This is a genomic window from Streptomyces palmae, from assembly GCF_004684805.1.
GTDB lineage: Bacteria > Actinomycetota > Actinomycetes > Streptomycetales > Streptomycetaceae > Streptomyces > Streptomyces palmae.
In genome coordinates this window covers 1-11,889 of the sequence record NZ_SRID01000209.1, presented here as the reverse complement: position 1 = coordinate 11,889, position 11,889 = coordinate 1, and the positions used below count along the sequence as shown (strand labels likewise).

Sequence of the window (11,889 nt, the reverse complement as noted above, 5' to 3'; positions counted from 1 at the left end):
GGCCCCCCAGTCCTCGGAGACCGCCGAGACCGCCGCCGCACAGCCCGCGACCGCGGTGGCCGGAAAGGCCGCGTCCGCCAAGAGCGGGACCGGGACAGCCACCGCGACCACCCCCGCCACCGGCGACACCGCCACGGGGAAGACCACCCCGGCCACCGCTGGCACCACGACCGGAAAGACCACCCCCACCACCCCGGCCGAGACCACCACCGGAAGCACCACCCCCACCTCCGCGGAGACCACCGCCGCCACCGAACCGGCGACCGCCGCCCCCGCGAAGACGTCGTCCACCGGCACCGCTCCCGCCGCCGCCCCCCAGGCCCGTACCGCAGCCGCAGCCGCGACCGCGACCGCCGCCGAGGCCGCCCAAGCCACCCGCACCGCGGCCGAGTCCACCGCGGAGGCGCGGCTCGCCGCCGCGGCCGACTCCGCCCCGGCCGGCCGGCGGACCGCCGTGCTGCCGCTGGGCCGCCCCAAGAAGCCGATGATCGCCGCGGCCGTGCTGGGCGGGCTGGTCCTCGTCGGGGTGCCCTTCCTGGTCTCCGGCCCGGACCACAAGTCCCAGAACTCCTCCACCGAGCGCCCCGCCGGCAGTCGGCTGAACCCCGATGGTTCCGGCGACGGGCTGATCCCCGGCGAGCAGCGCGTCGCGGCCACCGGCCCGGCCAAGGGCAAGGGCGGGGAGAAGGGCGAGCGCCAGCGGCATGGGAAGGGCGGCGGCCCCGGTGGCACCGGCACCGCGCACGACGGCTCCGACCTGGGCGGCATTCATGAGTCCGGCACCACCAGCGGAAAGGACGGCAGCCGGACCGGCTCCTCGAAGGAGAAGGATCCGGGCAAGGAGAGCGACAAGAAGACCACCGGCAGCGACGCTCCGGCGCAGGACCAGCCCACCTCCCCCACCAAGAAGGCCCCGCCCGCGCAGGGCCAGGCACCCGTCACCTACTCGCATCTGATCGGGCCCGGTTGCAACACCCCGGGCTTCGCCGTCGGGGACATGTACACCGACGGCGACGAGGGCTGGCGCGGCAGCCGGGGGAGCACCACCGGCTACGGGTGCAGCGGCTTCTACTACAGCATGCCGATGTCCGGCGCTAACTACTCGGACGGCATCTGGGCGCAGTGGAAGTTCACCACCGGCTCGGTGGAGAAGGGCACCTGCTCGGTGCAGGTCTACATCCCCAACGTCCGCGACCTGTCGTATGTCGGCGGCACTCCGGCCCACTACACCGTCTACAAGTACTTCGCCCAGTCGTCGAGCAACAAGGTGGGCAGCTTCGAGATCAACCAGCCCGCCCACCTGGGCCAGTGGGTCTCCGCCGGCACCTTCCCGATCTCGGCCAACAAGATCTCCGTCGTCCTGGACAACCGGGGCAGCGGCGCGGACAACCGGCACGCCGCCGCGGCCCCGGTCCGCGTGGAGTGCAAGGCCACCTGACGTAACGCCGTACCGGCGCACCGACTCCCGCCCCGCGAACAGCACCCGGCACCGCCCCGGCCAGGTGCGACGCCCGGCAGAAGGCCCCGGCCGCCCACGCGGCCGGGGCCCGCGCCTTTCCTCGCCCGTGGCCGGCAGCCTTGGGCACTGTCCGGCGGATCATGTGACTTTCCGGCCGGCCGCTCGTTGGTTCGGTCATGGGTCGGGGGGATCTGCCGAATCGCGAGTGGTCTCCTCTGGAGCCGCACCTGCCGCCTTCGGGCAGGCGGGGCGGCCGGTGGAACGACCATCGAACCGTGGTCAACGGGATCCTGTTCCGGATCGGAACCGGTGTCCCGTGGCGTGACCTTCCGGAACGCTACGGCTCGTGGAAGCCGTCTGCGAGAGGCATCGCCGCTGGTCGGCGGACCGGCACCTGGGACCGGATCCTGCAGGCGGTCCAGGCCGACGCCGACCTCGCGGACGGATCGACTGGTCGATGGTCGGCGTCGATTCGACGTCCTGCCGGGCCCATCAGCACGCGGCCGGCGCCCACAATGCCAGGCCGCGGCTCCCGAAAAGAGGACGACGCCCCGGCACCACCGCCCCGACGAGGGACTCGGACGGTCCCGGTCCGGCCTGACCTGCAAGATCCACCTCGCTGGTGCTGTGACCGCATAGGTTCACCGGGTTGCTGTCGCTGTGAAGTGCTCGATGATGCGGATGTGCCGGTGTGCCTCAGCGGTAGTCGGCCAGGCCGTCCGCCAGTTCTTCTTCGTCTCCGTCGCGGATTGCGTAGAGGGCTTGCTGCAGGGCGAATGTGCCGCGGATCGCGGCGATGCGGGTAAGGAGTCGGTGATGTGACCAGCTACCCAGGGCGAGCACTCGCTCCAGGAGCTCAGGGCCATAGCTGGCGCCGATGGCTGCGAGGTCCTCGGCCGGGTCGCTGAGTGTGACATCGTCCCAGTCGATTACTCCGGAGAGGTGCGGCAGGCCGTGCGCCCACTCCCATAGGACGTTTTCGGCACCGAGGTCGCCATGCACCACTGCTCGGGTGAGGTGGGGAAGGCCGTCGAGTGCTGTGAGTTCCCGCTCGGCCCGTAGGCGTCCGCTGTCGGACATGAGCGGGAACAGCTCCGCGCGCACGTTCTCCGCGAGCCGCCGCCACTGGCCTTCTGGGGGCTGAGGGAGAACTGATCGTACGGTCTCGTCGGTGCCGGCACGGGCCAGGTCGGACAGCAGCGTGGCGTACTGCGCCGCCACGGTGTCGACCACTTGGGCATCGCTGAGGGCGTCGGTCTCCAGCGGTTCGCCAGGAATGCGGCTGAGTACCAGGAACGGTGGCTCGTCGGTGCCGTGGGCGCCGCCCTGGAGCAGCGGCTCAGGTGTGCGGAAGCCGAGATCGAGGCCGGCGAGTGCGTCCAGTGCGGCCGCCCGCTGGGGCAGCCGGGCGGCCGCTGCCCGGGTGCGGGGCAGGCACACGACGCGGTCTGTGCCAATGACCACGATGTGGAATTGCCCCTGACGTACGGCAAGGTCGTCCGGTTTGTCGTCGGGCAGCAGACGGCTCAGCAGAGCGCGATGCGTCGTACGGATGCTCACGGGTGTGACCTGTGGATCCTTCGATGGGTCGGAGGCGATGTACACGAAGTGCTGTCAGGCCGCGCCAGTGAGCGGGCGCCCGCCCCAGCGAATGCTCTTCTCGCTGCGGATGCGGGCTCCTTCTCGGCGTTGAGCGGCCAGGATGTCGGGATGGCGGGCGTTGGCGTTGCGCCAGCGCAGATAGGCATGTAGGGCCTGGGTCTGCGCGGGGTGGCTGGGGTGGTTTGAGTTGGCCAGGGTGCAGTCTGCGCACCCGCACAGGCTCGGCCACCACACCTCCAACGGTCGGAATGGACGTCACCGCCCATCCAACCGCTCCAACTACCAATCCGGCGAACCTATTCGGTCACAGCACTAGTGAGGGCGGCTGCCCCGCCATGGCCCATCTCGTCACACCGGGCCAGTGGGGTGACGCCCCGCGGATGATCGAGGTTCTGGACCGGATCCGGGTTCCCCGCCCGTTGGGCGGACGGCCCGGACCCGACCCGACCACGTCAGCGGTGAGGGGGTGACCCCAGTCTCGGCCAGGGAAAGCCGGATGGGACGATCCCCTCGTCCGCCGCTGGAATGGGTGCCGACCACCGGCTCCCGGCCCCGGGAGATCGCCCCTCCCGGACCCGCGGCGCTCCCGGGAGGGCCAGGCTCCCGCCGTCCTGCGGCGGCAGCTACTTCGCCCACCCGGGAGAGGTGTCCGGCTACCGGACGATCGGCGCACTCGCGGACCAGGAGCCGCGCCACGGCGAACCGCGATGACCGGCGCGGGTGCCGCCGGGGGCCGGCCCCACCATCCGCATCACGGACTCGGCGGAGCGGCCGCAGCGTGTCCTCACTGCCCGTCCTGCGGGCCCTCCTCGCTCATCCCGTGCACGGCCGGGATGGTCCCGAACCGGCCCCTCTTGAAGTCCTCGAAGGCCTCCTCGAGTTCCTGGCGGGTGTTCATGACGAACGGGCCGTAGTGGGCCATGGGCTCACGGATGGGCTGTCCGCCGAGGAGGACGACCTCCAGGTTCGGGGTGTGGGAGTCCTGCGTCTCGTCCGCGCGGACCTGGATCGCGGACCCCGCCCCGAAGACGGCGGTCTGGCCGAGGTGGATCGGCCGCCGCTCGGCACCGACCGCCCCGCGGCCCGCGAGGACGTAGGCGAGGCCGTTGAAGTCCTCCCGCCACGGCAGGGTGACCTCCGCGCCCGGCGCGATCGTCGCGTGGAGCATGGTGATCGGCGTGTGGGTGACGCCGGGGCCCTGGTGCCCGTCCAGCTCACCGGCGATGACGCGCAGCAGCGCGCCGCCGTCCGACGAGGTCAGCAGCTGCACCTGGCCACCGCGGATGTCCTGGTAGCGGGGGGCCATCATCTTGTCCTTGGCCGGCAGGTTCACCCACAGCTGGACCCCGTGGAAGAGCCCTCCGGACACGACGAGGTGCTCCGGCGGCGCCTCGATGTGGAGGATTCCGCCACCGGCGGTCATCCACTGGGTGTCGCCGTTGGTGATGGTCCCACCACCGCCGTTGCTGTCCTGGTGGTCGAAGATCCCGTCGATGATGTACGTGACGGTCTCGAAGCCCCGGTGGGGGTGCCAGGGGGTCCCCTTCGCCTCACCTGGCGAGTACTCCACCTCGCCCATCTGATCCATCATGATGAACGGGTCGAGGTACTTGTAGTTGATCCCGGCGAAGGCCCGGCGGACCGGGAATCCCTCGCCCTCGAAGCCACCGGGCGCCGTGCTGACGGCGAGCACCGGTCGCTGCTGGGCCTCGGGCGATGCGCTGACACGCGGCAGGGTCAGCGGGTTTTCAACGGTTACGGCTGGCATGACGGCCTCCTCGGGTCGTTCAGCTCTCAACTTAGTTGAACAGTGAACCATCGGCAAGAGGGTGTTTGTTCCCCCATGCCACCGAACCTCGGCTGCGGCAACCCGTCCACCGGGCGGATCACCCCCCTTCGCCCCCCACCGCGAGCCCCGCGCATTGACACCCCGGACGCCCCGGCACCATGATGAACACTCGTTCATGAACGCATGTTCACAGACGTGTGTTCACGCGCATCCATGCACGTGGACGCGGTGTCCGGCGCCCGCACACACCGCGCCGACCGGCAAGCACACCAGGCACCAGGGACAGAGGAGGCCGACGATGACCCGCATCGTCAACACCGACCAGGCCGAGGCGTGGAACGGCTACGAGGGGCAGCACTGGGCCGCCCACGCGGACCGGTACGACGCCGTGAACAGCGGGTTCAACGAGCCCCTGCTGACCGCCGCCGGAATCGGGGCCCGGGACCGCATCCTGGACATCGGCTGCGGCAACGGACAGCTGACCCGGCTGGCCGCCCGGCGCGCCCCCGAGGGCCATGCGCTCGGCGTGGACCTGTCCGCCCCGATGCTCGCCACCGCGCGCGCCCGCACCGAGGCGGAGGGCCTGTCGCGGGTGCGCTACGTCCGGGACGACGCCCAGACCCGGGCCTTCCCCGAGGGCGGCTTCGACCTGGCGCTCAGCCGGTTCGGGATCATGTTCTTCGCCGACCCCGTCGCCGCCTTCGACAACATCCGGCGCGCGCTGCGGCCGGGCGGCCGACTGGCCTTCCTCGCCATGACCGGGCTGGCGGGCACCGAGCTCGGCGAGGTCTTCGCCGCGATGGCCAGGCACCTGCCCTGGCCCACCGGACCGGACGGCACCGGACCGACCTCCTTCGCCGACCCGGGCCGGACCGACGAGGTGCTGACCGCCGCCGGCTTCGGCCGGATCGCCGTCCGCGAGGTGAGCGCGGACCAGGTCTGGGGCCGGGACGCGGCGGACGCGGCGGCCTTCCTCGGCGACTTCGGGCCGGTCGCCCACCAGCTGAGGCAGGTCGGACCGGAGGTGGCCGCGAACGCCCGGGCGGCCCTCACCGAGGCGCTGCGGCCGTTCACCGGGCCCGAGGGGGTCCGTATCCGGAGCACCGCCTGGCTGGTCACCGCGGTGCACCCGGAGCGCTGACCGTCCCGACCGGCCCGGCCCGCCCCGCACTACGATGCCGAGGATGTCACCGAGAAAAGCCGCGGCGCTGCGAGGCCAGGACGGCGGGCAGGACCTGCGCCGGCATCTGATCGACACCGCCGAACGCCTGATCGCCGAGCAGGGCACCGCCGGACTGACCGTGCGCGCGATCGCCCGGGCGGCGGGGGTGGCCGACGGGGTGCTCTACAACCACTTCGCCGACAAGGAAGAACTGCTGGCGCAGGCGCTGCGGGCCCATGTGCGGACCGCCGAGGCCACGCTGGGCCCGCTGCCCGAGCCGGGCACCGGCACCGTACGGGACAACCTCCGTATCCACCTGGATCACGGGCTGGCCCTGCACCGGGCGCTCCTGCCCGCCTTCGCGGGGCTGCTGGCCCAGCCCGGGGTGCTGGCCGGTTTCGCCGGGCTGGCCGAGCCGGGCGGCGAGTGGCGCGACCGGCTCACCGGCTATCTGCGCGCCGAACGGGAGCTGGGCCGACTGGCACCCGACGCCCGGGTGGACGCCGCCGCCGCGCTGATCATCGGGATCTGCCACGAGAGCGTCCTCTCCCTGATGCTGCGCGGCAGCACCCCGGCCCCGCTCCCCCCGGAGACGGTGGACGACCTGGTCACCACCGTCCTGGACGGCATCAGACCCCCCACCACCGCCTGAACCGCCCGCACAGCCGACGGGGCGGACCACCAACCATCCGCCCCGCCCCGCGCCCGATCCCTCAGCCGTACATCCGGCGCATCGCGAAGTCGACCATCTGCTCCACGGCCTTCGCGTCGAAGACCATCCGGTGGTCGCCCTCCATGTCCAGGACGAAGCCGTAGCCGGTGGGCAGCAGGTCGATGACCTCGGCCCCGGTGATCACGAAGTACTTGGACTCCTTGCCCGCGTACCGCCGCAGCTCCTTGAGCGAGGTGAACATCGGGATGACCGGCTGCTGGGTGTTGTGCAGAGCCAGGAAGCCGGGGTTGTCACCGCGCGGGCAGTAGACCTTGGAGGTGGCGAAGATCTGCTGGAAGTCCTCGGCGGACATCGAGCCGGTGGTGAAGGCGCGCACCGCGTCGGCCAGCGACGGCGGTGACGGCTCGGGGTACAGCGGCTGCTCGGCGTAGCCGCCGGGGGGCTGCGCCTGTTGCTGCGGCGGGGGCGGCGGCGCCCCGTAACCCTGCCCCGCGCTCGCGTTCTGGTCGTAGCCGTACATGCCCCGAAGCGTACTGAGTCACAGTTCAGGGCTGGAGGGTTGCCTCTTATTACCCACGGGTAGCATCATGAAAGACCACCGATAGACATGCCTAAGAGGTCCCCGCCTCCCGAGCCATAACGGAGCCGTCGCCATGGGGCACTACAAGTCGAATCTTCGCGACATCGAGTTCAACCTCTTCGAGGTCCTCGGCCGCGACAAGGTGTACGGCACCGGCCCGTTCGCCGAGATGGACGTGGAGACCGCCAAGGACGTTCTCTCCGAGATCTCCCGTCTCGCGGAGAACGAGCTGGCGGCGTCCTACGCGGACGCCGACCGCAACCCGCCGGTCTTCGACCCGGAGACCAACACCGCCCCGCTGCCCGAGTCGTTCAAGCAGAGCTACCGGGCGTTCATGGACGCCGAGTGGTGGCGGCTGGGCGTGCCGGAGGCCCTCGGCGGCACCGCCTGCCCGCGCTCCCTGCTCTGGGGCTTCGCCGAGCAGATCCTGGGCGCCAACACCCCGATCTGGATGTACGCCTCCGGCCCCGCCTTCGCCGGTGTGATCCACGAGGAGGGCACCGAGGAGCAGCAGAAGATCGCGCGGCTGATGACCGAGAAGCTGTGGGGCTCCACCATGGTGCTCACCGAGCCGGACGCCGGCTCGGACGTGGGCGCCGGCCGCACCAAGGCCATCCAGCAGGAGGACGGCACCTGGCACATCGAGGGTGTGAAGCGCTTCATCACCTCCGGTGAGCACGACGTCGCCGACAACATCATCCACTTCGTGCTGGCCCGGCCGGAGGGCGCCGGCCCGGGCACCAAGGGCCTGTCGCTGTTCCTGGTGCCGAAGTACGACTTCGACTGGGAGACCGGCGAGCTCGGCGAGCGCAACGGCGCCTACGCCACCAACGTCGAGCACAAGATGGGCCTCAAGGCCTCCAACACCTGCGAGATGACCTTCGGCGCCAACCAGCCGGCCAAGGGCTGGCTGCTCGGCGAGAAGCACGAGGGCATCCGCCAGATGTTCAAGATCATCGAGTTCGCCCGGATGATGGTCGGCACGAAGGCCATGGCCACCCTGTCCACCGGCTACCTCAACGCGCTGGAGTACGCCAAGGAGCGCGTGCAGGGCCCGGACCTGGCCAACTTCACCGACAAGTCCGCCCCGCGCGTCACCATCACCCACCACCCGGACGTGCGCCGCTCGCTGATGACGCAGAAGGCGTACGCGGAGGGCCTGCGCGCCCTGGTGCTGTACACCGCCAGCGTCCAGGACGAGATCGAGATCAAGACCGCGGCCGGCGAGGACGCCTCCGCCGCCCACGGCCTCAACGACCTGCTGCTGCCGATCGTCAAGGGCTACGGCTCGGAGAAGGCGTACGAGCAGCTGGCGCAGTCCCTGCAGACCATCGGCGGCTCCGGCTACCTCCAGGAGTACCCGCTGGAGCAGTACATCCGGGACGCCAAGATCGACACCCTCTACGAGGGCACCACCGCCATCCAGGGCCAGGACTTCTTCTTCCGGAAGATCGTCCGCGACCAGGGCAAGGCGCTGACCGTCATCTCCGAGGAGATCAAGAAGTTCCTGGCCGAGGCCTCCGGCGGCGAGGAGCTGGCCGCCGCCCGCGAGCAGCTCGCCAAGGCCGCGGTCGAGCTGGAGGCCATCGTCGGCGCCATGCTGACCGACCTGGCCGCCACCGAGCAGGACGTCAAGTCCATCTACAAGGTCGGCCTCAACGGCACCCGCCTGCTGCTCGCCTCCGGTGACGTGTTCATCGGCTACCTGCTGCTCCGGGGCGCCGCGGTGGCCGTCGGCAAGCTGCCCGAGGCCTCCGAGAAGGACCAGGCGTTCTACCAGGGCAAGATCGCCGCGGCGAAGTTCTTCGCCCAGGAGGTCCTGCCGAGCGTGACGCTGCAGCGCCGCCTGGCCCAGAACGTGGACCAGTCCCTGATGGAGCTGGACGAGGCCGCCTTCTAAGAGACCGCCTACAAGAGGTTCCACACCTCCCGGCACCCGGCCCGCGTCCCGCACGCCGTCCGCCGCTCGGGCCCGCTCCCCCCACCGGGAGCGGGCCCGAGCCGTCCCGTCGAACACGCCCCGGCCCCGCCCGGGAACGGCACCGGACCGCCTCCGGGGAACGCGGCGCCAGGTCGCTTCCGGGAGCGGCTTACAGCCATGGCCAAGGGCATGTCCCGGACAGTTACCGCCGAGGCCCGACCAGTTCCCCGAGCGGGCGGGGGCCGCTCCTTATCCTGAGGTCATGAGCTCTCCGTATCGCTTCGACCGAGGCCACACCGACGACCTGCTCACCTTCCTCGCGGCCAGCCCCTCGCCGTACCACGCGGTGGCCAACACCGCCGCACGACTGGAGAAGGCCGGTTTCCAGCAGGTCGAGGAGACCGACTCCTGGGACGGCCGCGCCGGAGGACGGTACGTCCTGCGCAGCGGGGCGATCATCGCCTGGTACGTGCCCGAGGGCGCCAGACCGTCCACTCCGTACCGGATTGTCGGCGCACACACCGACTCTCCCAATCTGCGCGTCAAACCGATCCCCGACACCGGTGGGCACGGCTGGCGGCAGGTCGCCGTCGAGATCTACGGCGGACCGCTGCTCAACACCTGGCTCGACCGCGACCTGGGCCTGTCCGGGCGGCTCTCCCTGCGCGACGGCGGACAGCGGCTGGTGAACATCGACCGGCCGCTGCTGCGGGTGCCGCAGCTCGCCATCCACCTGGACCGCTCGGTCACCACCGAGGGCCTCAAGCTCGACAAGCAGCGGCACATGACGCCGATCTGGGGCCTGGGCGACCCGTCGGAGGGCGACCTGATCGCCTTCCTCGCCGAGGAGACCGGGCTGGACGCCGCCGACATCACCGGCTGGGACCTGATGACCCACAGCGTGGACGCGCCCGCCTACCTCGGCCGGGACCGCGAGCTGGTGGCCGGCCCGCGGATGGACAACCTGCTGTCCGTGCACGCCGCCACCGCCGCCCTCACCGCCGTGGTCGGCCGCGACAACCTCGACCACATCCCGGTGCTGGCCGCCTTCGACCACGAGGAGAACGGCAGCGAGTCCGACTCCGGCGCCCAGGGCCCGCTGCTCGGCAACGTCCTGGAGCGTTCGATCTACGCGCGCGGAGGGAACTACGAGGACCGGGCCCGGTCCTTCGCCGGCACCGTCTGCCTGTCCTCCGACACCGGCCACGCGGTGCACCCCAACTACGCCGAGCGCCACGAGCCCGGCCACCACCCCCGGGCCGGCGGCGGCCCCATCCTCAAGGTCAACGTCAACCAGCGGTACGCCACCGACGGCCGGGGACGGGCCATCTTCGCCGCGGCCTGCGAGCGCGCCGGCGTACCGTGGCAGAGCTTCGTCTCCAACAACTCCATGCCGTGCGGCACTACGATCGGTCCGATCACCGCCGCCCGTCACGGCATCACCACCGTCGACATCGGCGTCGCGATCCTGTCCATGCACTCCGCGCGCGAGCTGTGCGGCGCCGAGGACCCGCACCTGCTGGCCACCGCGATCGCCTCCTTCCTGGAGAGTTGATGTGAGATTTTCGCTGCTGGGCCCGGTGACCGTCACCGCCGAGGGCGGGGAACTGCCACTGGGCCCACCCAAGCGGCGCAGCGTGCTGGCCATGCTGCTGCTACAACCCAACACCACGGTCTCCGTGGACCAGTTGACCGACTCGGTCTGGGAAGAGGAACCGCCCGCCCACGCCCGTACCGTGATCCAGGGTCATGTCTCCAAGCTCCGCGCCACCCTCGCCGAGGGCGGTGCGGCACCGCACGGCGTGGAGCTGACCACCCAGGGCTCGGCCTATCTGCTGCGGCTGCCCGCCTCCCTGGTGGACGCCCACCGGTTCAGCGAACTGGCCGCCCAGGCACGCCCGGAGAGCGCCCCCGGGCAGGCGGTCGACCTGCTGCGCGAGGCGCTGTCGCTGTGGCGCGGCCCGGCGCTGACCGGCACCGTCTCCTCCCCGCCGTTCGCCGCCGCGGCACACGCCCTGGAAGAGCGGCGGCTGGCCGCCGTGGAGGCGCTGGCCACCGCGTACGGGGCGCTCGGCGAGCACGACCGGGCCACCGCCGTGCTCTCCCCGCACGCCGCGGCCCATCCGCTGCGCGAGGGGCTGGTGGCCGCGCTGATGCTGGCGCTCTACCGCGCCGGACGGCAGTCCGACGCGCTGGAGTGCTACCACCGCACCCGCCGCATGCTCGCCGACGAGTTGGGCGTGGACCCGGGCGAGCGGCTGAGCGGCGCCTACCAGCGGATCCTGGCCGGCGCGCCCAGCACGCCCGCCGCCCAGCCGCCGGCCCAGCGGCCCGCCGCGCCCGGCCACGAGCCGGGCGGCACCGGCTTCCCCGGGGGCCAGGGCGCCCCGGGCGGCGGCTACCCGGGGGCCGCGGGCTTCCCGGCCGCCCAGGGCGACACGGCCGGCGCCGGCGTCCCCGGTGTCGGCGCCGTGCCGAACGGGCCCGGTGGGCCCGGGGAGTACGGGTCCGCCGGGGGCCAGTTCGGCGCCTACCAGGGGCCCGACACCGCCGGGCGCGGGATCCCCTCGCCCGGTATCCCCGACCCGCGGACCGGCTACGGCACCGCGGGAGCCGAGCAGGCAAGTGCCGCGTACCCGGGGGCCGGATCCGCCGAGCACCATGGCGGCGGCACCGGCTCCGACCTCCCGCGCCCGCCCCAGC

The 11,889-nt window shown here is 71.8% G+C and carries 9 protein-coding genes and 3 pseudogenes; 8 read left to right on the top strand and 4 right to left on the bottom strand.

Annotated elements, in window-relative coordinates; all coding sequences use genetic code 11:
- On the top strand, window positions 1-1,438 hold a 1,438-nt coding region (locus E4099_RS33105), incomplete at its 5' end, for a carbohydrate-binding protein (protein WP_167828434.1).
- A 197-nt stretch (window positions 1,439-1,635) separates the two neighbouring features.
- Window positions 1,636-2,083: pseudogene (locus E4099_RS20585) on the top strand (IS5 family transposase); the annotation flags it as partial.
- 72 nt (window positions 2,084-2,155) lie between these two features.
- Here the strand turns inward: E4099_RS20585 and vph are convergent.
- Both vph and E4099_RS34360 read right to left on the bottom strand, forming a co-directional pair.
- Window positions 2,156-3,019 carry a viomycin phosphotransferase gene (gene vph, locus E4099_RS20580; RefSeq protein ID WP_135340568.1) on the bottom strand — a complete coding sequence of 288 codons (864 nt, stop codon included), beginning with the start codon at window positions 3,017-3,019 and terminating at the stop codon, window positions 2,156-2,158.
- A gap of 54 nt (window positions 3,020-3,073) precedes the next feature.
- A pseudogene (locus tag E4099_RS34360) lies at window positions 3,074-3,259 on the bottom strand (IS630 family transposase); the annotation flags it as partial.
- Window positions 3,260-3,366: 107 nt separating this feature from the next.
- Here E4099_RS34360 and E4099_RS20565 point away from each other — a divergent pair.
- A pseudogene (locus tag E4099_RS20565) lies at window positions 3,367-3,524 on the top strand (IS5/IS1182 family transposase); the annotation flags it as partial.
- Window positions 3,525-3,845: 321 nt separating this feature from the next.
- Here the strand turns inward: E4099_RS20565 and E4099_RS20560 are convergent.
- Window positions 3,846-4,829: a pirin family protein gene (locus E4099_RS20560; protein WP_135340567.1), complete on the bottom strand. Its 984-nt coding sequence runs from the start codon at window positions 4,827-4,829 to the stop codon at window positions 3,846-3,848.
- Between the two features lie 319 nt (window positions 4,830-5,148).
- On the opposite strand from E4099_RS20560, the gene E4099_RS20555 reads away from it, so the two are divergent.
- Complete coding sequence (locus E4099_RS20555) at window positions 5,149-5,991, top strand: class I SAM-dependent methyltransferase (protein ID WP_135340566.1); 843 nt, start codon at window positions 5,149-5,151, stop codon at window positions 5,989-5,991.
- Between the two features lie 43 nt (window positions 5,992-6,034).
- Window positions 6,035-6,664, top strand: coding sequence for a TetR/AcrR family transcriptional regulator (locus E4099_RS20550; RefSeq protein ID WP_135340565.1), 630 nt, complete (start codon window positions 6,035-6,037; stop codon window positions 6,662-6,664).
- Between the two features lie 61 nt (window positions 6,665-6,725).
- Here E4099_RS20550 and E4099_RS20545 read toward each other — a convergent pair whose 3' ends face one another.
- Window positions 6,726-7,205, bottom strand: coding sequence for an SseB family protein (locus E4099_RS20545; RefSeq protein WP_135340564.1), 480 nt, complete (start codon window positions 7,203-7,205; stop codon window positions 6,726-6,728).
- A 133-nt stretch (window positions 7,206-7,338) separates the two neighbouring features.
- Between E4099_RS20545 and E4099_RS20540 the strand changes: the two genes are divergently transcribed.
- The 3 genes from E4099_RS20540 to E4099_RS20530 all read left to right on the top strand — a co-directional run.
- Window positions 7,339-9,165, top strand: coding sequence for an acyl-CoA dehydrogenase (locus tag E4099_RS20540; RefSeq protein ID WP_135340563.1), 1,827 nt, complete (start codon window positions 7,339-7,341; stop codon window positions 9,163-9,165).
- Window positions 9,166-9,448: 283 nt separating this feature from the next.
- Entirely contained in the window at window positions 9,449-10,741 is a 1,293-nt protein-coding gene (locus E4099_RS20535) for a M18 family aminopeptidase (RefSeq protein ID WP_135340562.1), read from the top strand.
- Between the two features lies 1 nt (window position 10,742).
- Window positions 10,743-11,889, top strand: a 1,147-nt coding sequence (locus E4099_RS20530) for an AfsR/SARP family transcriptional regulator (RefSeq protein ID WP_167828432.1), incomplete at its 3' end; no start/stop codon positions are given.